General features: G+C 51.1%; 16 protein-coding genes. 6 read left to right on the top strand and 10 right to left on the bottom strand.

All coding sequences use genetic code 11. The features are described from left to right. The first annotated feature begins 216 nt into the window (after positions 1 to 216). The 4 genes from nrdA to AEST_RS08680 all read left to right on the top strand — a co-directional run bounded on the left by nrdA (position 217) and on the right by AEST_RS08680 (position 5,005). On the top strand, positions 217 to 2,502 hold the full coding sequence (gene nrdA, locus AEST_RS08695) for a class 1a ribonucleoside-diphosphate reductase subunit alpha (protein WP_008608509.1): 2,286 nt from the start codon (positions 217 to 219) through the stop codon (positions 2,500 to 2,502). A 69-nt stretch (positions 2,503 to 2,571) separates the two neighbouring features. Further along, complete coding sequence (gene nrdB / locus AEST_RS08690; protein ID WP_008608508.1) at positions 2,572 to 3,702, top strand: class Ia ribonucleoside-diphosphate reductase subunit beta; 1,131 nt, start codon at positions 2,572 to 2,574, stop codon at positions 3,700 to 3,702. A gap of 5 nt (positions 3,703 to 3,707) precedes the next feature. Next, positions 3,708 to 3,965, top strand: coding sequence for a class I ribonucleotide reductase maintenance protein YfaE (yfaE, locus tag AEST_RS08685; RefSeq protein WP_008608507.1), 258 nt, complete (start codon positions 3,708 to 3,710; stop codon positions 3,963 to 3,965). Between the two features lie 65 nt (positions 3,966 to 4,030). Then, positions 4,031 to 5,005 (top strand): tetratricopeptide repeat protein, encoded by a 975-nt coding sequence (locus AEST_RS08680; protein WP_238534580.1) that lies wholly within the window; start codon positions 4,031 to 4,033, stop codon positions 5,003 to 5,005. A gap of 56 nt (positions 5,006 to 5,061) precedes the next feature. On the opposite strand, the gene AEST_RS08675 is transcribed toward AEST_RS08680, so the two are convergent. The 5 genes from AEST_RS08675 to AEST_RS08655 form a co-directional block, all read right to left on the bottom strand. Continuing rightward, a complete protein-coding gene (locus AEST_RS08675; RefSeq protein WP_008608501.1) occupies positions 5,062 to 5,631 on the bottom strand; it encodes a YceI family protein in 570 nt (189 codons plus the stop codon). A 237-nt stretch (positions 5,632 to 5,868) separates the two neighbouring features. Beyond that, positions 5,869 to 6,786 (bottom strand): oxygen-dependent tRNA uridine(34) hydroxylase TrhO, encoded by a 918-nt coding sequence (trhO, locus tag AEST_RS08670; protein WP_008608500.1) that lies wholly within the window; start codon positions 6,784 to 6,786, stop codon positions 5,869 to 5,871. A 125-nt stretch (positions 6,787 to 6,911) separates the two neighbouring features. After that, positions 6,912 to 7,553: a LysE family translocator gene (locus AEST_RS08665; protein ID WP_008608499.1), complete on the bottom strand. Its 642-nt coding sequence runs from the start codon at positions 7,551 to 7,553 to the stop codon at positions 6,912 to 6,914. 42 nt (positions 7,554 to 7,595) lie between these two features. Next, positions 7,596 to 8,939, bottom strand: a complete 1,344-nt coding sequence (locus tag AEST_RS08660; RefSeq protein WP_008608493.1) for an NAD(P)/FAD-dependent oxidoreductase — start codon at positions 8,937 to 8,939, stop codon at positions 7,596 to 7,598. Further along, positions 8,939 to 9,523, bottom strand: coding sequence for a GNAT family N-acetyltransferase (locus AEST_RS08655; RefSeq protein ID WP_238534578.1), 585 nt, complete (start codon positions 9,521 to 9,523; stop codon positions 8,939 to 8,941). The genes AEST_RS08660 and AEST_RS08655 overlap by 1 nt, the downstream gene beginning before the upstream one ends. A gap of 166 nt (positions 9,524 to 9,689) precedes the next feature. On the opposite strand from AEST_RS08655, the gene AEST_RS08650 reads away from it, so the two are divergent. Continuing rightward, positions 9,690 to 12,254, top strand: coding sequence for a TonB-dependent receptor plug domain-containing protein (locus AEST_RS08650; RefSeq protein ID WP_008608487.1), 2,565 nt, complete (start codon positions 9,690 to 9,692; stop codon positions 12,252 to 12,254). A gap of 58 nt (positions 12,255 to 12,312) precedes the next feature. On the opposite strand, the gene ydiJ is transcribed toward AEST_RS08650, so the two are convergent. Together ydiJ and ribA are read right to left on the bottom strand one after the other, a co-directional pair. Next, the gene (gene ydiJ / locus AEST_RS08645) at positions 12,313 to 15,354 is read right to left on the bottom strand and encodes a D-2-hydroxyglutarate dehydrogenase YdiJ (protein WP_008608485.1); all 3,042 of its coding nucleotides are present in this window, start codon (positions 15,352 to 15,354) and stop codon (positions 12,313 to 12,315) included. 91 nt (positions 15,355 to 15,445) lie between these two features. After that, positions 15,446 to 16,027 (bottom strand): GTP cyclohydrolase II, encoded by a 582-nt coding sequence (ribA, locus tag AEST_RS08640; protein ID WP_008608483.1) that lies wholly within the window; start codon positions 16,025 to 16,027, stop codon positions 15,446 to 15,448. A gap of 259 nt (positions 16,028 to 16,286) precedes the next feature. On the opposite strand from ribA, the gene AEST_RS08635 reads away from it, so the two are divergent. Continuing rightward, positions 16,287 to 18,131, top strand: a complete 1,845-nt coding sequence (locus AEST_RS08635) for an ABC transporter ATP-binding protein (protein ID WP_008608482.1) — start codon at positions 16,287 to 16,289, stop codon at positions 18,129 to 18,131. On the opposite strand, the gene AEST_RS08630 is transcribed toward AEST_RS08635, so the two are convergent. From AEST_RS08630 to ppsA, 3 genes are all read right to left on the bottom strand, one after another. Beyond that, complete coding sequence (locus tag AEST_RS08630; RefSeq protein ID WP_008608481.1) at positions 18,128 to 18,823, bottom strand: glutathione S-transferase family protein; 696 nt, start codon at positions 18,821 to 18,823, stop codon at positions 18,128 to 18,130. The two genes, AEST_RS08635 and AEST_RS08630, sit on opposite strands and share 4 nt — an antisense overlap. A gap of 161 nt (positions 18,824 to 18,984) precedes the next feature. After that, positions 18,985 to 20,496 carry an alanine/glycine:cation symporter family protein gene (locus AEST_RS08625; RefSeq protein WP_039925308.1) on the bottom strand — a complete coding sequence of 504 codons (1,512 nt, stop codon included), beginning with the start codon at positions 20,494 to 20,496 and terminating at the stop codon, positions 18,985 to 18,987. A 177-nt stretch (positions 20,497 to 20,673) separates the two neighbouring features. Further along, positions 20,674 to 23,055, bottom strand: a complete 2,382-nt coding sequence (gene ppsA / locus AEST_RS08620; protein ID WP_039925338.1) for a phosphoenolpyruvate synthase — start codon at positions 23,053 to 23,055, stop codon at positions 20,674 to 20,676. Between the last annotated feature and the right edge of the window lie 68 nt (positions 23,056 to 23,123).

The following is a 23,123-nucleotide window of genomic DNA, read 5'->3' as shown; positions in this document are numbered from 1 at the left end:
ACACTGAGCTCAAGGTTAGTGGCTGCTAACCGGCAAAAAAACTGCACAAAAAAGCCGCTTTTTCCTCGCTTGCAAATTCCAACAATACACACTATCTTGTGATCGTCTTTTGAAATACACCCATATGTTGTGTAAATCGTCAGCAACCCGGGTGTATTGATAGCCGTGCGCTAAACCCGATTCATTTATTATTAAAAGAAATGGAATACTTCAGCGATGACTCAAACTCTTTTTGTGACTAAGCGCGATGGTCGGCGCGAACCTCTGGATTTAGATAAAATTCACCGCGTCATTGACTGGGCGGCCGAGGGGTTAAAAAACGTGTCGGTGTCGCAGGTGGAACTGAAATCCCATATTCAGTTCTACGATGGCATCAAGTCGTCCGATATTCATGAAACCATTATCAAGGCCGCTGCCGACCTGATCTCAAAAGAGACCCCGGATTACCAGTATATGGCGGCCCGGCTGGCAGTATTCCATTTACGCAAAAAAGCCTATGGTCAATTCGAACCACCCCACCTGTACGATCAGGTTGTGAAGATGGTCGAAGCCAAGCGCTACGATATGCATATCCTGACCGACTACAGCCGCGAAGAGCTGGATATTCTGAATAGCTATATCGACCATAGCCGCGATCTGAATTTCAGTTATGCTGCGGTCAAACAGCTGGAAGGTAAATATCTGGTACAAAACCGGGTAACCGGTGAGATTTATGAAAGCGCCCAGTTCCTCTATATGCTGGTTGCCGCCTGTTTATTTGCCAATTACCCGAAGAGCACGCGGTTGGACTATGTACGCCGCTTCTATGATGCGACGTCGCTGTTTAAGATTTCACTGCCGACACCTATTATGTCGGGCGTGCGTACCCCGACCCGTCAGTTCAGCTCCTGCGTACTGATTGAGTGCGGTGATAGCCTGGATTCGATCAATGCCACCTCCAGTGCCATTGTAAAATACGTCTCGCAGCGCGCCGGTATTGGTATTAACGCTGGCCGTATTCGTGCTCTGGGTAGCCCAATCCGTAATGGCGAAGCCTTCCATACTGGTTGTATCCCGTTTTATAAGCATTTCCAGACCGCAGTAAAAAGCTGCTCGCAAGGCGGTGTGCGTGGTGGTGCCGCCACCCTGTTCTACCCCTTATGGCATCTGGAAGTGGAATCGCTGCTGGTACTGAAAAATAACCGTGGTGTCGAAGAGAACCGGGTACGGCATCTGGACTATGGCGTGCAGTTTAACCGCCTGATGTATCAGCGCCTGATTAAAGATGACTATATCACCTTATTCAGCCCGTCTGATGTGCCGGGGCTGTATGATGCTTTCTTTGAAGATCAGGAAAAGTTTGAAGCCTTATATGTGAAGTATGAAGCTGACAGCAAGATCCGTAAAAAGCGCATTAAGGCAGTCGAACTCTTTACCTTATTTATGCAGGAGCGCGCCAGTACCGGCCGCATTTACCTGCAAAACGTCGATCACTGCAATACGCACAGCCCGTTTAACCCGGCGCTGGCACCGGTACGGCAAAGCAACCTGTGTCTGGAAATTGCGCTGCCGACCAAACCGCTGGAGCATGTTAACGATCCAAACGGTGAGATCGCGCTCTGTACACTGTCAGCCTTTAACCTTGGCGCCATTGAACAGCTGGACGAATTTGAACCGCTGGCTGATTTAGCAGTGCGGGCACTGGATAGCCTGCTGGATTATCAGGATTACCCTATTCCGGCGGCACAATCCGGCTCCATGGCGCGCCGTACTCTGGGCATTGGTGTGATTAACTACGCCTACTACCTGGCGAAGCATGGCGTCAAATACTCGGATGGCTCGGCCAATGCCCTGACCCACCGCACGTTCGAAGCGATGCAGTACTATCTGCTGAAAGCCTCGGTAAAACTGGCGCAGGAACAAGGCCCTTGTCCGAAGTTTAACGAAACCACTTATGCGCAGGGTATTCTGCCGATTGATACCTATAAAAAGGATCTGGATAAGGTTTGTGCTGAAGCCTTACAACTGGACTGGGAGCAGCTGCGTAAAGATATTCAACAGTACGGCCTGCGTAACTCAACGCTGTCGGCGCTAATGCCATCTGAAACCTCATCGCAGATCTCGAACGCCACTAACGGTATCGAGCCGCCGCGCGGCCATATCAGCGTCAAGGCCAGTAAAGACGGCATCTTAAAGCAGGTCGTGCCAGAGTATGAGCGCTTAAAAGATCAGTATGAGCTGCTGTGGGATATTCCATCAAACGATGGTTATCTGACGCTGGTGGCCATTATGCAGAAATTTATCGACCAGACCATTTCGGCTAACACCAACTATGATCCGGCCAAGTTCGAAGGCGGTAAAGTACCGATGAAGATCCTGCTGAAAGATCTGCTTACCGCTTATAAGCTGGGTGTGAAGACAATGTATTATCACAACACCCGTGATGGCGCTTCTGATATCCAGGATGATATCAAGCCCGCAGCAGAAGACGACGGCTGCGCCGGTGGCGCCTGTAAGATCTAATGCAGTGAAGAGCGGCCCGGCCGCTCTTTTTTAGTAAGTTTTTGTCAGATTCTCAGGATTAAAATCAGCATGGCGTACACCACCTTTAACCGCAATATCAATGACCAGCTCAAGGAACCGATGTTCTTTGGTAATGCCGTAAACGTTTCCCGTTATGACCAGCAAAAGTATCCGATTTTTGAAAAGCTGATCGAAAAGCAGCTGAGCTTTTTCTGGCGGCCGGAAGAAATTGACGTCAGTAAAGATCGGATTGATTTCCAGCAATTACCTGAGCATGAAAAACATATCTTTATCAGCAATCTGAAATACCAGACGCTGTTGGACTCGGTACAGGGCCGTTCGCCGAACGTCGCACTGTTGCCGATTGTGTCTATTCCGGAGCTGGAAACCTGGATTGAAACCTGGGCCTTTAGTGAAACCATTCACAGCCGCAGCTATACTCATATTATCCGCAATATCAGTGCTGAACCGCATAAGATCTTCGACGATATTATGCTGAATGAGCGGATCTTAGAGCGGGCAGTTGATGTTACCCGTTACTATGACGATCTGATTGATGGTATTAATCTGTATCAGCGTTGCGGTGAAGGCACACACCAGATTAATGGTAAGACCGAGCAAATCACCTTGCGTGAGCTGAAAAAGCGGCTTTACCTGTGCTTGATGTCGGTAAACGTGTTAGAAGCGATCCGCTTTTATGTCAGCTTTGCCTGCAGTTTTGCTTTTGCCGAACGTGAGCTGATGGAAGGGAATGCCAAGATTATCCGGCTGATTGCCCGCGATGAAGCGCTGCATCTCACCGGTACCCAGCATATGCTGAATATTCTGGCCAGCGGTGATGATGATCCGGAAATGGCGGAAATTGCCAAAGAGTGCGAAGAGGAATCTTACGCCATCTTTATGCGCGCGGCAGAGCAGGAAAAGGACTGGGCAGCCTATCTGTTTAAAGATGGTTCGATGATTGGCCTGAACAAAGATATTCTGTGTCAGTATGTCGAGTTTATTACCAATAGCCGGATGCAGGCTGTCGGCTTAAAACCACGCTTTGCTACCACCCAAAACCCCATTCCGTGGATCAATACCTGGCTGGTGTCTGACAATGTGCAGGTGGCACCGCAGGAATCGGAGATCAGCTCCTATCTGGTAGGACAGATTGATAACGAAGTCGATACCGCCGACTTTGGTGATTTTGATCTGTAACGCCGATGCCGCAGGTTCGCATTAATGGCGAGGTGGTCGTCAACTTCGATGGCTCCTCGCCTAACCTGCTACAGTTTCTGGAGCAACAACAGCAGACCGTTAACTATCAGTGCCGCGAGGGCTTTTGCGGCGCTTGTCGCTGTAAACTGTTAAGCGGACAAGTTAGCTACCTGCAAGAGCCGCTGGCCTTTGTCCGCCGTGGCGAATTCTTGCCATGTTGCAGTATTCCCAAGACCGATATCGAACTGGAAATTCCGAAATAAATGGTATTTTTGCTTAAGTTAAAGCAAAATTAGCGCCGGATTTTGGCTGCTTTAGACGGTTGTTGATGAAAGCTCTTGTTCTGTCGTTGATGTTAACGCTACCGCTGCCGGCACTCGCCAACAGCGATTATCAGTCTTTATTTGCTCAGGCGCGTTATACCGAGTTATTACAACGCATGGAGCAAGATCCGGCGGCGCGGCGCGATCCGCAGCTGATGCTGCTGATGGTACGTTCGCTGATCCAGCAACAGTTCCGCGAAGAAGCCAATACGCTGTTAAATCAATTGATTGAAGAATTTCCAGAGCACAGCGCCCTGCTGACGCAGGCGGCACTGAACAAAATCGCGCTGGCCAATAGTGGCAATATCTTTAATGCCCGTAAAAGAGCAACCGATGGTCTGGAGCTGCTGCAAAAAGCCATCAGCCTGGATCCGGAAAACTATCTGGCACAGCAAGCGCTGATTAACTTTTATCAGGTTGCTCCTGCCACTGCCGGTGGCAGCAAGCCTTTAGCAGCTGAACTTGCCGAGCAATTATTTGCGAAAAATCCGGTGCAAGGCACCCTTGCCCGGGCTGGCATTGCTGTGGCTGAGGGCCGGTTGAGTGATGCGCAAGCGCTGCTTGATGCCCAGTTACTGCAGACACCGGATAACACTGAACTCTTACTACGCAAAGGTGCCGTCTTAACGCAGCAAAGCGCTTTTCTGGTAGCACAACAAACCTATTTACAGCTGTTGCCATTGCTTAGCGATCCGGTAAGCCAGCAGAATGTACATTTTCAGTTAGGGCGGCTGGCCGTGTTTACCGAGCGCTACCGGCTGGAGGGGATCCATGCGCTGGAAAGCTATCTGTCATTTTATGATAATAGCCAGCAACCCCGTCTGCCGCGCGCCCGATTACGTTTAGCGCAGTTATACCTCGCTCAGGGTGATATTGTGCGTGCCAGAGCGCTGTATCAGCAAACTGCCAGGGTGGTGCTGGATGAAGCCGACTTTATCGAAGCCAGAGCGCAGTTAGCCGCGCAGCTGGAACAGCGTTAACCCTCAGACATAGGCCGCAGGGCGTGCCGCAGCCAAAACTGCGGCAATTGAGCATCTTACTTGCGGATCCCTTCGACACTCAGTTCCAGATAGACAGTTGCCGCGGCCGGGCCCAAGTCATAGTTGATGCCGAAGTCTTTTAATGCAAAGGCGGTGGTGCCGGCAAAACCTGCCCGATAACCGCCCCAGGGATCCTGACCTTCACCAATTTTCTCGGCAGCAATCACGATATCTTTGGTTACACCATTTAACGTGAACTTGCCATGCAGCTCAAAGTTATCACCGGTGGTGGGAACGACCTTGGTGCTAACAAAGCTGGACTGTGGGAATTTTTCGACATTCAGGAAGTCCGCGCTGCGTAAATGCTGATCCCGCTCAGTATGGTTTGAGTCGATACTGGTGGTATCGATAGTGACATTGATTTTCGAGGCAGCCAGATTGTTACTGTCATAGCTAAAGTCGCCGCTAAAGTCATTAAAGCGACCATATAGCCAGCTATAACCTAAGTGGCTAATTTTAAACTGGATAAAGGCATGAGCGCCTTCAGTGTCAATCACATAGTCAGCGGCTTGTGTCGGCAATGCCATTAATGCAGCTAAAGATGATGCTAACAGTAATTTTTTCATCAGGTTCCTCCGGGAGATAGTCATTACGAAACGCTATCCAGCTTACCTGAAAGAACCCGAAAGAAAATTGCATTAAAACGCAGGTAATGTTCGATTAATTAGATTTATTGCAGCTTTATGCAGCAGCATTGGCGAGAAGATGTTGCTTTAGCGCTAACAAGCTGGTCAGACCGGTACCGGAGTGCTGTGGATAAGTTCAGACTGGTACCGGAGTGCTGTGGATAACGGCTGTTTCGGTTAGGATTCGAATTTGCCGTCGCGGATATGTTTTTCGCCGCGTGCTTTCGCCAATTGCACCTGCTTTTGCCGCTCGGCGAAGGCTGCTTTTTGCTCGTCCGTGGTTTTGTCGTGACAGTGCGGGCAGCTTAAGCCTTTGACATAGTGCTCAGACGCCAGATCGGCAGCCGATAACGGCATCCGGCAGGCATAACACTGGTCATAACTACCCTGCTCCAACCCATGCTTTACCGCCACGCGCTGGTCAAACACAAAGCATTCGCCCTGCCATTTGCTGTTTTCTTCCGGCATCTCTTCCAGATACTTCAGGATACCGCCATCCAGATGGTACACCTCTTCAAAGCCCTGGGTTTTTAAAAAGGCAGTCGATTTCTCACAGCGGATACCACCGGTACAGAACATCGCCACTTTTTTGTGTTTGGTTTTATCCAGATTCTCGGCGGCCCACTGTGGGAACTCTCGAAAACTGGTGGTGTTGGGGTTAATCGCGCCCTCGAAAGTGCCGATCGCCACTTCATAGTCGTTACGGGTGTCGATCAGAATAGTGTCAGGATCGCTAATCAGCTTATTCCACTCTTCACCTTTAACATAGGTGCCAACGATATGCTTTGGATCCAGGCCTTCGACACCCATAGTCACGATTTCTCGTTTCAATTTAACCTTGGTGCGATAAAACGCCTGCTCCGCGGCGAAAGATTCTTTGTAACTCATCCCCACAAAGCGCCCATCGGCCTCAAGCCAGGCTTTTACCGCATCAACCCCTTCGCGCGGGCCAGAAATAGTGCCATTAATCCCTTCCGCGGCTAACAGCAAGGTGCCTTTCACCTTATGCATCACCATATGGTTATACAACGGCTCGCGCAGAGCTTCATAATCCGGTAAATCAACAAACTTATATAAGGCAGCTACAACAAACATCTTTTATCCTCTTGCCAGGCTGGACCGCAAATCCAGTGCAATTAATGGTTAACGCCACGAGGGCGGCGCGCATTATAACGACATCCGGCCTACTGTCCAACCGCTGTTTTCGTGCCGCCAGCTTGTTAAGCCGGTAAAAAGGTACTGAGCAGTAAATGGCCAGCCAGCAGTAACAATACGATACCCATTAACCGATCAAACCAATAACCTTTCGCCAGCAACAAGCGCCGCACCGCCGGTCGGGTTAGTAAAACGGATAACAAACAGAACCACGCAGCGGTGGCAACGGCCATATAGAGGCCATAGATCACTTTATAACTGAGCGGCGTGCTGGCTGAAATCACCACCGCGAACAGCGACAAGAAGAATAAGGTCGCTTTAACATTTAAACCATTAGTAATAAAACCGGCTAAAAACGCGGCGCGCCGGGCCGGTACATCAGGCATCGCCTCTTCTTCACCTGCCATGCCAACCGGCGGCCGGGCCCGAATCGCGCCCTGCCCCAGATAAATCAAATAACCGGCAGCCACCACCGTTAACGCCTGAAATAACCAGGGTGTGGTTTTTATCAATAAGCCAATACCAACCAGCGAATAGGTAATATGCAACAAAATGCCGGTACCAATGCCCAAACTGGCCCAAATGGCGGTTTGCCGGCCGTAGCGCACGGCATAACGCAGGATAATCGCAAAATCGGGGCCCGGACTGGCTACCGCTAATAAATGTGCGGTGGCAATTAACAAAAACTCTGGCCAAAATGCTGGCATACTGCTTAATCCTTATTTTTATAAGTTCTAACTTTGTGACGCCTAACTTAAAAAGCGGTCAGAAAACTGGGCCCACTGATAATAGGCATTTTGTGCCAGCCGGCGGCCGCGGGTAAAGGGAAAGGGCTGAAGCGGGCTTTGATAAAGCGCTAATGGCGGTAAGGTTTCACCCATCAGCTTTTCGGCTAGGCGTTGTCCGGCCAGTAAGCTATAAGATACGCCACTGCCACAATAGCCGGCAGCATAATAGATTCCCTCGGAAGTTTGAGCAATACGCGGCAGATCGTCGTAAGAGACGCCAACCCAACCCGCCCAGTGATACTGATAATCGATACCTTGCAGCGCCGGCAAGGTTTGCCACAGCGCTTTGCGTAACTGCGCCGGATAATGCGGCTTGGTCAAATCAGCGCCACTGATCGCACTGCGACCACCAAATAGCACGCGATTATCCGGTAATAGCCGGTAGTAATATTTCAGGGCTCGGGTATCCATCGCCATAAAGCCGGGCGTCAGGCCACAGGCCGATAGCTCTGAGGCAGTCAGGGGCCGGGTTACAATGATGCTGCTTAGCACCGGCAGGCAGCCCCGGTTAAGCTCAGGCAGAATATTTTTCGGTGTATAGGCATTAGTGGCCAGCACCAATTTGTCACAGTGCAGTGAACCGGCACTGGTAGTCAGTTGGTAGCCAGCACCAGTGTGGTTAATCGCCTGCAGTGAGGTATTGGCAAATAACTTTACCCCGCTGCGCTCAGCTAAACCTGCCAGCCCCCGCAGCAATAGAAACGGATTAATACCATAACAATCAGGTAGTCGTAAGGCGCCAAAGGCGCCCGGACTATTAATACAAGCTTGCAGTGCTGTTTGATCCAGAAAACTGACCGCATAAGCAAAATCCCGTTGTAAGCGCTCAGCTTGTTGCTGCAGTAACTGCGCCTGTTTCACGGTATGGGCAATTTTCAGATACCCCGGTGTTTGCGCCTGACAATCGATATTACCGGCAGCGACCAAGTCTTTTAACCGCTGCAAGGCTAAGCCATATTCCTGGTGAAATAGCTGTGCCTGCTCTAAGCCAAACCGGGCTTTAAGCTGGCTGAGGCCCAATCGACCGGTACCACGCAGCACAAATCCGGCGTTACGGCTGCTGCAGCCCCAACCTGGTTGATTCGCCTCCAGCAACACCACCTGCCGCTGATAGCGTTGACTCAGCTCGTAAGCACAGCTAAGGCCGGTATAACCGGCTCCTACTACCACGATCTCAGCCTGCTTTGGCAGTGCTGAGGCCTGAGCCTGACTTGCTACCGAAGTATCTGCGGTCCAGTAAGAATCGACATAGTGGTTACCGCTATCTAAAGACGATGCAATATAAGGGTCGTAAAAAGCGGGCATTAAAACTCCAGTACCATTTCGGCCGCACTGCAGTAACAGAGCGCACCACAACGCGGGCAAAGATAACCTGCCGCAGACAGATGCTGCCAGCGGTTAGGATGAACTTTTAATAAGCGTCCACCGGCTTTACTAAAATAACGTACAGCACTGTTATGCGGGCTTTCGCGCCATAAATGCGCCAGACCAGCTTTCGCGCCCTGTTGCCTGAGTGCAGCAATTGCCTGCTGCAACAACTGCTGACCAATACCCAGCCCTTGCCAAGCCGGATGTACTGCCACAGATTTAAAATAGGCTAGCTCTGTGGCGCTTACCGGCCAAAGATCAGGTGAGCACCACTCATCTTGCAGCCAGTTACCGGCGCTAAAACTTAGCCGGTATCCGACTAGCTGCTCGTCAGCAAGCGCAATAAAGTTGGCATTACCGCCGGCACTTTGCCCCAGACTCTGCCACTGCATCAGCGTAGCCTTGTCCAAATAGCCCGGACCATGCACCAAGGTTGCGAGCTCGACCACTGACTGAGCTGCGATGTCAGTTAAGGGTATAATCCGGATTTCCGCTTTACCTACAGTCTTGAATGTATGCAAAGGCTGTTCCTCTTTAAGGTTTTGCTGTTTAAAAATCCTGCAGTTGCGCCAAAATGCAGCTTAAATAAGATAGACAGCGGCACAATATTAAAATATGTTTAAAAAGACGCCATTAAAAATAACAGCGTAGCGTCCGCAACTTTTGTCAATTATCCAGGAACTAATCATGACCAATAAAGCTAACCAATATAGCCCGGTCTGCCGGGCAGTAAAATGCGCGTTAGCCTCCGGGCTGGCATTGGGACTCTACTCTACCAGTGCTCTGGCTCAGGAAGCAGCAGCTGAAGAACAAAAAGTCGAAAAAATTGCCGTGGTCGGTACCCGCGCTGCACCGCGATCGATTGCCGATTCACCGGTACCGGTTGATATTATCGGCGGTGATGAACTGATGAAAAGTGGTAGCAGCGATATGCTGAACATGCTGACCACCACTATTCCTTCGTTAAACGTGCAAACCACACCGATCAGTGATGCAGCCACCCTGATCCGCCCGGTCAACCTGCGCGGACTATCATCAGACAGTACCTTGGTGTTATTAAATGGCAAACGTCGCCACCGGGCTTCGGTTATCACCTTTTTAGGCGGCGGCCTGAATGATGGCGCTCAGGGGCCGGATATTTCGGTGATCCCGGGTATTGCATTAAAACAAGTCGAAGTGTTGCGAGACGGTGCCGCTGCCCAGTACGGCTCTGATGCAATTGCAGGTGTGATTAACTTTGTACTGAAGGATAACGCTGACGGCGGCTCTATTGAGGTGAAGCAAGGTGAGTTCTTTGCCGGCGACGGTACCTCGACGGAAATCGCAGCCAACGTAGGCATGCCACTGACCGATAATGGTTTCTTTAACGTCAGTATGCAGTACAAGAACGTTGACCCTACCAGCCGTAGCGTCCAGCGCGCTGATGCCGCAGCGCTGGCAGCTCAGGGCAACCCCTTTATTGCCCCTATTACCCAGGTCTGGGGTTCACCGAAGATCAAAGATGATATTACACTGTTTGCCAACGCCGGCCTGGATCTGGGTAATGATCGTGAAGCCTATATCTTTGGTAACTACTCTGAGCGTGATGTGACCGGTGGTTTCTATTACCGTAACCCCCATACCCGTGGTGGCGTGTTCTCAAATGATGGTGGGCAAACGCTGGAAGTCATCGATACCGCGGGCTTAGGTAACTGTAGCAATGTCTCGCTATTTGATGGCACGCGCAAACTGAGCCATAACGAAATTACTGCCCGGGTCAATGCGCTACCGGCAAACTGCTTTACCTTCTTCTCGATGTTCCCGGGCGGCTTTACCCCGAATTTTGGCGGTAATATTACTGATACCTCACTAACGGCAGGCACTAAGGGCGAATTCAAATCCGGCTTTGCGCAGGGCGTGTTCTATGACTTTTCGGCCTCAGTTGGTCGCAATGAATCGGCATTCAACATAATCAACACGGTAAATGCCTCATTGGGGCCAGATACCCCAACAGACTTCGAGGCGGGTAAATATATCCAGTTAGAGAAGAACTTTACTGCCGACTTTATTAAGTATGTCAATATGGGCTTACATAATGATGTCGCGGTAGCCGGTGGTTTACAGTGGACTGAAGAAACCTTTGAAATTGTTGCCGGTGAAGTCGCGTCCTGGGAAATCGGCCCTTATGTCAGCCAATTAACCAACGGCTCTAACGGTTTCCCAGGCTTTCAACCAGACGATGCCGGCGTGAACACTCGTCGTAACTATGCGGCCTATGTTGATGTCGAAGCCGAGTTTACGGACAACCTGTTGATGGCCGCCGCGCTGCGTTTTGAAGATTACGATAGTTTTGGCACTACCACTAACTACAAGATCACCGGCCAGTATCGCTTAAATGATGACTGGGCATTGCGCGGCTCGCACAGCACTGGCTTCCGGGCACCAACTGTTGGTCAGGCTAACGTGCGTAACGTTCGTACCGCAATCTTTGAAGGTGAGCTGCAAGATGTTGCCCTGCTGCCTCCTACGCATCCGGTATCGCTGTTAAAAGGTGGTAAAGAGCTGACACCGGAAGAATCGCGCAGCTATACCCTGGGTCTGGTATACAGTGGCAGTGGTTTCTTCTTTACCGCTGACTGGTTCCGGATTGAAGTCGATGATCGGATCAGTCAGTCTACCGAGTTTAATGTAACTCAGGCTGATCGTGACGCCTTACGTGCCGCTGGAGTGCGTGGTGTGGAATCACTGTCGAAGGTGACGTTCCTGACCAACGACTTTGACACCGTGACTACAGGTTTAGATCTGGTTGCCAACTACAGCACCAGTATTCTGAATGGCCGTAGTACCTTTAGTCTGGCCTATAACTGGACCGATACCGAGGTTAAACGCTTTACTGAGGTTACCGGTGATTTCAAAGTGTCACGCTTGGAGAAGGATTTACCGGATCACCGGGCAACCCTGACCTGGAATCAGCAGTGGCAGGATATCGACATGTTTGTGCGCTCTAACTACTACGGCAGTTTCCAGGGCGTGCATGCTGATGATCCAGATTTAACCGGTAAGGGCTCATCCAAAGTGACCTTTGATGTTGAACTGGCCTACCACTGGAATGATAGTTTTACCGTTGCCGTCGGTGCGCAAAACCTGTTTGATACCAAACCGGAGCGTTTACCGCAGTGGATGAGTGACATTCTGGGTGCCAAGTACTTTGAAACTTCGCCAATGGGTATTAACGGCGGTTATTACTACCTGAAAGGCGTTTATCGCTTCTAAGCTGGCTCACAGCAGCAAAACACCCGGCAACTGCCGGGTGTTTTTTTAGCGATACTCGCTACACCAAGGCTCGCAACAGCGCCTGCAGCGGATGGCGCGGCTTATCACCAACCAGCCGTTTTACCTGACTGCGACAGGAGAAACCGGTCACCAGAATCTGCTCATTACCGAGCTGGGTTACCGGCGCGCGCCAACTGAGTTCAAACAGCGCTTTACTGTTCTCAAGTTGCTGCTTTTCATGGCCATAGGTACCGGCCATACCACAGCAGCCAACGCTGACCGGCTTTAATTCCAGCCCCATCTGGGCAAAGATCTGCTGCCAATGCTTTTCACTGGCAGGTAAGGCGGTTTTCTCAGTACAGTGCGCCAGTAACGAGAACTGCTGTGTCTGCGCCACCTTAGGCAAGCTTTGCTGCACTAACCATTCCTGCAATAGTAAGACCTGGAAATCCCCCCGCTCTGTGCCAAGCGCTTTCACATACTCGTCGCGATAGACCAGCACCAATGACGCATCCAGACCTAACAATGGCAGCTGATACTGATTTAGCTGGTTAAAAAAGGCTGCCGCCGTGGCAGCGGTCGCCGCAAATTGCTTTAAAAAGCCTTTTACATGCTCCGGCTTACCGTTTGGCAGAAATGGCAATAACAGCGGCTGATAACCCAGTTTTTCCAGCAACTGCAGTGCGTCGGCCACCAGTTCCGCTTCGTAAAAACTGGTAAAAGGATCCTGCACCAGCAGTACCGTGCGTTGCCGCTCCTCAGCCGTTAAAGCGTTCAGTTTATCAAACGAAAAGCTGTAACGTCCCTCCAACCGCTGCGCCAGCGTGGGTACCGATAACAGTGGCGTATCGACATAGCCAACGCCATGCTCCAGGCCTTTTTGCAGCCAGCGCTGCCCGAGGAAAAAATTCACCAGCTTAGGGGCTTTCGCCAGTAAGGGCGCGGTACGCTCAATATTGGCAACCACATAGTCTTTTGCCGGCCGTAAATAGCGACTGTGGTATAGCTGCAGGAAACGGGCGCGGAAGCTTGGCACATCAACCTTGATCGGACACTGGCCGGCACAGGCTTTACAGGCCAGACAGCCCTCCATTGCCTCCATCACCTCATGCGAAAAGTCCGCATCGCCCTGGCGTTTAGCCAGCGTATTCTTTATTTTCTGCCAGATACTGCTGATGCCCTGGCCTTGCTGTAACAAACGCTGTTCCGTTTGCAGGATATCTTCGCCCGCCTGCTGTTGTAAGCGCAGCCACTCGCGCATTAAACCGGCACGGCCTTTCGGGCTATGGCGCCGATCTTTAGTGACCTTACTGGACGGACACATCGGCGAGCTTTCTTCATAGTTAAAACACAGGCCATTGCCGTTGCAGTTCATACTGCTGTCAAAGCTTTCACGCACCGCAACCGGAATTTGCCGGTCAAACCAGGCACGCTTTTGACCGTCAACACTGACCAAAGCATCGTGACTTTGATAAGGTGTACAGATTTTTCCCGGATTGACACGGTTGCGCGGATCAAAAGCCGCTTTGATTTTCCTAAGCTCAGTAAAGAGTTCCTCACCGAAAAACGCCGGTCCGTATTCACTGCGATAGCCCTTACCATGCTCGCCCCACATCAAACCGCCATATTTTGCGGTTAACGCGACCACCTGATCTGAAATAGTCCGCAGCAAACGTTCCTGCTCCGGGTCATATAAATCCAGTGCCGGCCGCACATGCAACACCCCGGCATCAACATGACCAAACATGCCATAGTGCAAACCGTGTGCATCTAACAGCGCACGAAACTCGAGGATAAAATCAGCCAGATTTTCCGGCGGCACCGCGGTATCTTCGGCAAAGGCCACCGGTTTATGATTGCCGGCGGTATTGCCCAGCAGCCCCACCGCCTTTTTCCGCATGGTGTAAATCGCATTAATTGCTGCTGCATCATAGGTAAGCTGATAGCCAATGATGCCGCCTTGCTGCTGTTCGATCGCCTCGTCCAAACGCGCAGTCAGAGCGGAAATTTTGTCGTGAATTTCCTGCTCAGACTCGGTGTTATATTCAACAATATTCAGGCCCTGCATCTCCTTGCCGGGCACATCAGTTATCAGCTCTTTGACCTGATGCCAGACGATATCGCTACGTGCCAGGGTCAGCACCTTACTGTCGACGGTTTCCACCGAGGTGGCAGCCGCTGCGACCAGGAAAGGCGAGTTACGCAGCGCACTTTCAAAGCTGTCGTATTTAATATTGACCAGGCATTTATATTTGGCGATCGGCGTGATATTAAGCTTAGCCTCGGTAACAAAACCGAGCGAGCCTTCCGAGCCGGTAATAATCCGCGACAGATCAAACTCAGTCATGTCGGCGTTAAACACATGCTCTAAATCATAACCGGTTAAAAAACGGTTCAGGCGTGGAAATTTATCTAAGATCAGCGCCCTTTTATTACGGCAGCTATCTAATACCTGGCGGTAGATGCGGCCGATGCTATTAGGTTGCTCGGCTCGGTGCTCAGCTTCAAACAGCGGCATCTTGCGGGTATTCAGCACATTACCGTCAATCAGCACCGTTTTCAGGGCTAACACATGGTCGCTGGTTTTACCATAGACCAGCGAGCCCTGACCTGAGGCATCAGTATTAATCATGCCGCCGATAGTGGCGCGGTTGGACGTGGACAGATCGGGGGCAAAGAAAAAGCCATAGGGCTTTAAAAAGGCATTCAGCTGATCTTTAATCACCCCGGCCTGCACCCGTACCCAGCGCTGTTCGACATTCAGCTCCAGAATTTGCCGCATATGCCGTGATAGATCGACCACGATATGCTCGGTCAGTGCCTGGCCGTTAGTGCCGGTGCCGCCGCCGCGCGGGCTGAATTTTAGATGGCTAAAGCTGGAGGTTTGCGCCAGTGATGTCATGATGACCAGATCATCAGTACTGCGCGGTAACAATACCGCTTGTGGTAAGGCTTGATAAATACTGTTGTCGGTGGCGACAGCCAGCCGACTGCCATAGCTGGTTTCAATATCACCGGTAAAGCCGGCATGTTGCAGGGCTTTGGTAAAGGCAACGACGCTGGCGTCCAATGCCAGCTCAGGATTCAGCTTCGCAATCATAATTCTGCCACTTCAGCTTAAACTGGCGGCAGTATAGCACTGCGTCAGATTATGCCAAAGTGGGCTTAGGGCTTTGGCAGTAAATTCCTGCTTACTCCATATGCCCAAGTTTTGCGGCCTTGGTCGCCAGATAGCGATGCGAATGGGCAGTAGTTTTCACCCGGTGCTGTACCCGCTCCAGCACATTGACGCCGGCATCCTGCAGTGCTTTTAACTTGCGGGGGTTATTGGTCAGTAAGCGGATTTGTTTTACACCCAGTTGGGCAAACATGTCGGCGGCAATACCATACTCGCGTTGGTCTGGTAAAAAACCCAGAATCTCATTGGCTTCGACCGTATCCAGCCCCTTGTCCTGTTCAGCATAGGCGCGGATTTTATTGATCAGACCAATACCCCGACCTTCCTGGCGCAGATATAAAATCACGCCGCGACCGGTTTCGGCAATTTTCCGCATGGCGGCTTCCAGTTGCGGGCCACAATCACAGCGCAAACTAAACAGCGCATCACCGGTTAAACATTCAGAGTGCACGCGCGCTAATACCGGCTCATCGCTGCTAATATCACCGAGGGTCAGCGCGACATGTTCTTTACCATTTGCCGCTTCAAAGCCGTGTAAACGAAACTCGGCAAAGGGCGTCGGTAACAGGGTGGAAGTAACCAGTTTAATACTCATTTAAATTCTCAAATAAAACGCTGACAACACAGTAGCGGAAATTGGGATCCCCAGTCCAGGAATCAAGTCTTAGCGGCAGCGCTCTGCTAAAAAAGCCCCGCATCAATTGTTATATTATCACAATTCCGATAATAACGGTTAAGGCTTTTGCCCGCCGGATCGGTTACAATCAGCAAGATGCCGCAGCTGGCACTTTGTTGTTTTATGTTTGGCTATTTCGTTTTTAGCTATCCCGCTTTTCTCTATCGGATTAATTCGCATGCTAGGTTTTTTTGAACGCTTAACGCGCCCTTTTCCAGAACAACAACCCTCGCAACCGCCACAGGGCCTGCTGGCCTTTTGCCGCCACTATACCAAAGGTATGGAGCTGCCGCTGCTGGTGATGTCGATAAGTTCGGCACTGTTAGCGATCCTCGAAGTGTCGTTATTTAGCTTTATGGGCCAGTTGGTCGATTGGCTGGTAGCGAAAGAACCCGAAACATTCTTTAGTGAAGAGCGCGCTAACCTGATTTGGATGGCGTTAGTTACGCTGGTCTTACTGCCGCTGTTAACACTGTTTCATTCCGCGCTGGTGCATCAAACCCTGCTCGGAAATTATCCAATGTCTATCCGCTGGCTGGCTCACCGTTATCTGCTAAGACAAAGTATCGGCTTTTATCAAAATGACTTTGCCGGCCGTATTGCAACCAAAGTCATGCAAACGTCGCTGGCGGTGCGCGAAACCGTAATGAGGCTGCTGGATGTGCTGGTGTATGTACTGGTGTATTTCTCTGCAATGCTGTTTTTTGTTGCCGATGCCGATTGGCGCCTGATGATCCCGATGCTGATCTGGCTAGTTTTTTATATTGGTTTACAACTGTATTTTGTACCGCGTTTAAAGCGGGTATCAACCGAGCAGGCTGATGCGCGCTCAGAAATGACAGGCCGCATAGTCGATAGCTACACCAATATCAATACCATTAAGCTGTTCTCGCATACCCGGCGCGAAGAAGACTATGCCCGCGAGAGTATGGAGGTATTTTTAAAACCGGTATACCGGCAAATGCGGCTGGCTACCGGCTTAAGCGTGTCGGTACAAAGCCTGAACTATCTGCTGGTGTTTGCCGTCGCCGCCCTGGCGCTGTACTTATGGGCTGGCAGCGCCATCACCGTTGGCGCCATTGCCATTGCTGTTAGTCTGGCACTTCGGTTAAACGGCATGGCACAGTGGATTATGTGGGAAGTCAGTAGCCTGTTTGAAAATATCGGTACTGTCGCCGATGGCATCACTACCCTGTCGCAACCGGCCAGCGTGCTGGATAAGCCCAATGCCAGTGAGCTGGTAGTCAGTCAGGGCGAGATCCGCTTTGCTGCCGTCAGCTTTAACTACGGCAAGGCCCTGAACACCGCAAAATCGCCGGTGATCGATGGCTTGAACCTGACGATTAAACCGGGTGAGAAAATTGGTCTGGTTGGCCGCTCCGGCGCCGGGAAATCGACGCTGGTTAACCTGTTACTACGTTTTTATGATGTCCAAAGCGGTCAGATCCTGATTGATGGCCAGGATATCAGTCAGGTCAGTCAGGAAAGTCTGCGCCGGCAAATCGCGATGGTCACGCAGGACACCTCTTTGTTGCATCGCTCGGTACGTGACAACATCAGCTATGGTAAGCCGGATGCCAGTGAGCAGGAACTGCTGACAGCTGCAGAGCAAGCGGAAGCCTCACTGTTTATTGATGAGCTAACCGATCCTAAAGGCAATAGCGGACTGGACGCCCAGGTGGGTGAACGCGGCGTTAAGCTCTCTGGCGGCCAGCGGCAGCGTATTGCCATTGCCCGGGTGCTGCTGAAAAACGCCCCTATCCTGATCCTGGATGAAGCGACGTCTGCGCTGGACTCTGAAGTCGAGGCTGCGATCCAGGCCAGCCTGAATAAACTGATGACCAATAAAACGGTAATTGCTATTGCACACCGGCTGTCGACTATTGCCCAGATGGATCGCTTAATAGTGCTGGACCAGGGTAAGATCGTTGAGCAAGGTACGCATGCCGAACTGGTTGCCGCCGGCGGTATTTACGCCCAGCTTTGGGCGCATCAAACCGGCGGTTTTATAGGTCTGGATTAAACCGCCTGTACTCCGGTACGCAGGTCGGCAGTGATAGTGCCGACCTCTGGGATCAGGGCATCATGTGCCTTGTCCAGCCAGGGCTCAGCCAATGCTTGCTGATACCAGTCCTGCATTGCCGGCAATTGCAGCAAGCGGGCAAAATAGGCATTGACCTCTTGGCTTAAACTCAGGCCATAGCTTTGCAGACGAAAGGCAACAGGCGCATAAAAGGCATCTGCCGCAGTGAACTGTGCGCCGGCCAGATAGGGGCCGCCAAATTTATGCAACCCTTCAGTAACCAGCTCATCCAGCCGGGCCAGATCCCGTAATAGCGGCGCACTATGTTCATGTAGCTGAATGCGCAGGCCGCAGTTCATGCTGCAAATACTGCGTAACGCATTAAAATTAGCATGAATTTCTGCCGCTGCGCAGCGCGCCCAGGCCCTTACCCGGCGATCCGCTGGCCACACCGTCGGATAATGCTCATACAGATACTCGGCAATCGCCAGCGAATCCCAGATCACCGTGTTGTGCTGCACCAGACAGGGTACCTTGCCACTGGGTGAGAAACTACGGAATTTAGCAAAGCTGTCTTGTTCGGCAAAGGGAACCAGTTGCTCGGTAAAGGCGATATCCAACTGTTTCATCAATAGCCAGGGCCTTAATGACCAGGAAGAATAGTTTTTATTGGCGATATAGAGTTCTCGCATAACAGACTCCGTCACTTGTTTAGGTTTACCCCTCAATGCTTTGGGGCTTAACTGGTATGATGTGTTTCTGTAAGTTGTCAGCTTAGCCGAAAAAACAGCCCCGGCAAGGGCCAGGGCTGATATATATCAAACATCATCGCGATTCAGCTTTGCTGCTAAGCTTAGTCGCTGCCTTTTTGCTCCGCCTGAGATTTGGCTAAGCGCTGCTCCCAAAAGGTCGCATTTTTAATGCCCAGTTTAACCGGGTCAAAGCTAATTGGGCCGCCGGCTTTCTTCTGTTCTTCATAGTCCTTCAGACACAGAATGGCAGGCTTATGCAGGAAGAAAATCACCAGAATACCCAGCACGTTGATCCAGGCCATTAAGCCTACCCCAATATCACCTATATCCCAGACATAGCCAGCAGCATTGACAGTGCCGTAAGCCACCATCGCCATCAGCAGAATTTTAAACACGATCAGTGGTAGCTTGTTATTAAACAGACGGTTTAGGTAAGCGACATTGGTTTCAGTGATGTAGTAATAGGCCAGAATAGTGGTAAAGGCGAAGAAGAACAGCGCTAAACCCACAAAAATTTGACCAAAACCACCGAACACACTATTCAGTGCCAGTTGCGTAAAGGCGGCAGAGCCGATTTCGGTAGCCGCATCGACATTTTGTACAATAAATTGACCGGCCGGTAATTCACCGACGACGTTGTACTGCTGTGTAATTAAAATCATTAACGCCGTGGCGGTACAGACAAACAAAGTATCGACATAAACTGAGAACGCCTGCACCAAGCCTTGCTGTGCCGGATGGTCAACCTCAGCGGCAGCTGCAGCGTGTGGGCCAGTACCCTGGCCTGCTTCGTTAGAGTAAATACCGCGCTTTACACCCCAGCCAATGGCGGCGCCAAAACCGGCTTGTGCAGTGAAGGCATCTGATAAAATCAGGCCAAACACACCCGGTACTTTATCTAAGTTTAAGAACACGATAATCAGCGCCATTACAATATAGCCCAGCGCCATAAAGGGCACGACTACCTGAGTAAAGTTAGCGATGCGCTTAATACCACCAAAGATAATAAAGGCCAGTACAATTAAGATCAGTGCCAGTGCCGCCAGTTTATTGGTACCGACTTCGCCAAAACTGGTGGTTACCATATTGCCGTCACCAAAGACCTGAGTTACCGCATTGCCGACCGCATTCGCCTGCACGCCAGGTAAGAAAATACCACAGCCGATAATCGCCGAGACGGCGAATAACACTGCCAGCCAGCGCCAGCCCAGGCAACGTTCAAAATAATAAGCCGGACCGCCACGGTACTGACCATTTTCTTCAACTTTGTATACCTGACCCAGCGTTGACTCGGCATAAGCGGTACTGGCGCCCAAAAAGGCCACCACCCACATCCAGAATACGGCGCCCGGACCACCGAAACCGATGGCGGCAGCAACACCGGCAATATTACCGACACCGACCCGGCCGGATAGCGATACTGCCAGGGCTTGAAACGATGAAATGCCTTTATCTGAACTCGTGTTGTTAAACAGCAGCTTGCACATTTCTTTAAAATGCCGCACCTGCGCAAAGCGGGTCATGATGGAGTAAAATAAACCGGCACCCAGACACAGATAAATCAGTGCCTCACTCCAGATTATGCCGTTAATGGTATTCACCAATTGTTGCATTACGTTCCCCTGAATTGTTGTTATTGTTGTCGAGCTAAAGCCATCTGCGCCCAGCTCTGTGCCGCCCTGGCAGGCTAACACCCTTAATTTGCCATAAGCGCGGCGCTATGGCTATGCTGATATAAAAGAAATCCCGCCAAAAGGCGGGATTTTAACACCGATAGTCTTTAACGTTTGTTATAGAGGCTTGCCATATTTTTCAGCAAGATACAGCCAGGTATCGACCACAGTGTCCGGATTTAACGACACACTTTCAATACCCTGCTCCATCAGCCAGGCGGCAAAGTCTTCATGATCCGAAGGCCCTTGACCACAGATGCCGATATACTTGCCTTTGGCTTTACAGGTCTGAATTGCCATTGCCAACAGCTTTTTAATAGCCGGATTACGTTCGTCAAACAAATGCGCAATCAAACCGCTATCGCGATCCAGTCCCAGCGTCAGCTGCGTCAGATCGTTAGAGCCAATCGAGAAGCCATCGAAATATTCGAGGAATTCTTCAGCCAGCAAAGCATTAGACGGCAGCTCACACATCATAATAACCCGCAGGCCATTCTCGCCGCGTTTTAAACCATGTGCGGCCAGCAAGTCGATCACTCCGGCGGCTTCTTCCAGGGTGCGCACAAAGGGGATCATAATTTCGACGTTACTAAACCCCATCTGGTTACGAACCCGCTTTAATGCCTCTACTTCTAACGCGAAGCAATCGCGGAAATCCTCTGACAGGTAACGCGAGGCACCACGGAAACCAATCATCGGGTTTTCTTCGTGCGGCTCATACTGCTGACCACAAATCAGGTTAGCGTATTCGTTGGATTTAAAGTCTGACATCCGTACTATGACTTTTTCCGGTGCAAAGGCACAGGCCAGCGTAGCAATACCCTCGGTCAGCTTGGCGATATAAAATTCCACCGGATCGGCATAACCGGCCGTCATTTCATCGATGGTTGCTTTTAACTCGGCGCTTTGACCGGCGTAATTTAACAGCGCCTTGGGATGCACGCCGATCATCCGGTTAATAATAAACTCTAACCGCGCCAGACCAATACCGGCATGCGGTAAACGCGAGAAAGCAAAGGCGCGTTCCGGATTACCGACGTTCATCATCACTTTCAGATCCAGTTTTGGCATCTGATCAACCTGGCTGGTTACCACATTAAAGTCCAGCAGGCCCTGATAAACAAAGCCGGTATCGCCTTCGGCGCAGGATACGGTAACGTCAGTCCCGGCCTGAATTTTCGCCGTTGCATCACCGCAGCCAACAACAGCCGGGATCCCCAGCTCGCGGGCAATAATGGCAGCATGACAAGTACGACCGCCACGGTTAGTGACGATAGCCGAGGCGCGCTTCATAATCGGTTCCCAATCCGGATCAGTCATATCAGTAACCAGCACATCGCCCGGCTGAATTTTATCCATCTGTGAAATATCAGTTAGCACCTTGGCGGTACCGCGACCAATCCGTTGCCCAATGGCCCTGCCTTCTACCAGTACCGCGCTTTTCGCCTGTAACTGGTAACGCTCAATACTGTTGCTATCTTCGCGGCTTTTTACCGTTTCCGGCCGTGCCTGTACAATATAGAGCTTGCCATCTACGCCATCTTTGGCCCATTCGATATCCATCGGCCGGCCGTAATGTTTGGCAATAATCACCGCTTGCGCCGCCAGTTGCTCGACTTCGTTGTCGGTTAGTGAGAACTGGCGTCTGGCGCTTTGCTCAACATCAATAATTTTTACCTGCTTGCCATGCCCCTGTTCGCTGGAGTAAACCATCTGCAGCAGCTTACTACCCAGGTTACGCTTTACCACCGCCGGCCGGCCGGCTGCCAGCGTGGGTTTGTGCACATAGAACTCATCCGGATTCACCGCGCCCTGCACCACCATTTCACCCAGGCCGTAAGACGAGGTAATAAAGACCACATCTTCAAAACCGGATTCAGTATCAATACTGAACATAACACCGGATGAGGCCAGATCAGAACGCACCATCCGCTGCACGCCGGCAGACAGGGCCACACCGCGGTGGTCATAGCCCTGATGCACCCGGTAAGAAATAGCACGGTCATTAAACAGCGACGCAAACACGTGTTTAATCGCAGTAATCACCGCATCATAGCCACGGACGTTTAAAAAGGTTTCCTGCTGGCCGGCAAAGGAGGCATCCGGCATATCTTCTGCTGTAGCTGAGGAGCGCACGGCAAAGGAGACATCCTGGCTGCTGTCCGGGTGTAATTGCTGGTAGGCTGCGAGGATCGCTTGTTCCAGCTCAGGCTGAAACGGCGTATCGATAACCCATTGCCGGATCTGCTTGCCGGCTTCTGACAGCGCCTGAATATCACCAACATCCAGCGTATCCAGCAGTTTATAAATACGCTCATTGACGCCGCTTTGCTCTAAAAACTGATTAAAGGCATAGGCCGTGGTGGCAAAACCGCCCGGCACCTGCACCCCGGCCGAGGCCAGATTACTGATCATTTCGCCCAAAGAAGCATTTTTGCCGCCGACCCGGTCAACATCATGCATTCCCAGGTCCTGATACCAAATGACGAATTCTTGCACCTTTCTCTCCAATTTTTGTTGCCAAGCAGGTAAGCTTACAGCAAGGGTTACAATCGCAGCGATTTTAC

The organism is Alishewanella aestuarii B11 (genome assembly GCF_000280055.1).
GTDB lineage: Bacteria > Pseudomonadota > Gammaproteobacteria > Enterobacterales > Alteromonadaceae > Alishewanella > Alishewanella aestuarii.
This window is presented reverse-complemented; position numbering and strand designations above follow the sequence as displayed.

What these genes read in the sequence shown, in the direction of transcription:
- AEST_RS08660 (WP_008608493.1), bottom strand. Translation starts at nt 8,939, where the DNA reads ATGCCCGCTTTTTACGACCCTTATATTGCATCGTCTTTAGATAGCGGT.
- ydiJ (WP_008608485.1), bottom strand. Translation starts at nt 15,354, where the DNA reads ATGATTGCGAAGCTGAATCCTGAGCTGGCATTGGACGCCAGCGTCGTT.
- AEST_RS08650 (WP_008608487.1), top strand. Translation starts at nt 9,690, where the DNA reads ATGACCAATAAAGCTAACCAATATAGCCCGGTCTGCCGGGCAGTAAAA.
- AEST_RS08675 (WP_008608501.1), bottom strand. Translation starts at nt 5,631, where the DNA reads ATGAAAAAATTACTGTTAGCATCATCTTTAGCTGCATTAATGGCATTG.
- AEST_RS08680 (WP_238534580.1), top strand. Translation starts at nt 4,031, where the DNA reads ATGAAAGCTCTTGTTCTGTCGTTGATGTTAACGCTACCGCTGCCGGCA.
- nrdB (WP_008608508.1), top strand. Translation starts at nt 2,572, where the DNA reads ATGGCGTACACCACCTTTAACCGCAATATCAATGACCAGCTCAAGGAA.
- trhO (WP_008608500.1), bottom strand. Translation starts at nt 6,786, where the DNA reads ATGTTTGTTGTAGCTGCCTTATATAAGTTTGTTGATTTACCGGATTAT.
- AEST_RS08665 (WP_008608499.1), bottom strand. Translation starts at nt 7,553, where the DNA reads ATGCCAGCATTTTGGCCAGAGTTTTTGTTAATTGCCACCGCACATTTA.
- nrdA (WP_008608509.1), top strand. Translation starts at nt 217, where the DNA reads ATGACTCAAACTCTTTTTGTGACTAAGCGCGATGGTCGGCGCGAACCT.
- ribA (WP_008608483.1), bottom strand. Translation starts at nt 16,027, where the DNA reads ATGAGTATTAAACTGGTTACTTCCACCCTGTTACCGACGCCCTTTGCC.
- AEST_RS08625 (WP_039925308.1), bottom strand. Translation starts at nt 20,496, where the DNA reads ATGCAACAATTGGTGAATACCATTAACGGCATAATCTGGAGTGAGGCA.
- AEST_RS08635 (WP_008608482.1), top strand. Translation starts at nt 16,287, where the DNA reads ATGCTAGGTTTTTTTGAACGCTTAACGCGCCCTTTTCCAGAACAACAA.
- yfaE (WP_008608507.1), top strand. Translation starts at nt 3,708, where the DNA reads ATGCCGCAGGTTCGCATTAATGGCGAGGTGGTCGTCAACTTCGATGGC.
- AEST_RS08630 (WP_008608481.1), bottom strand. Translation starts at nt 18,823, where the DNA reads ATGCGAGAACTCTATATCGCCAATAAAAACTATTCTTCCTGGTCATTA.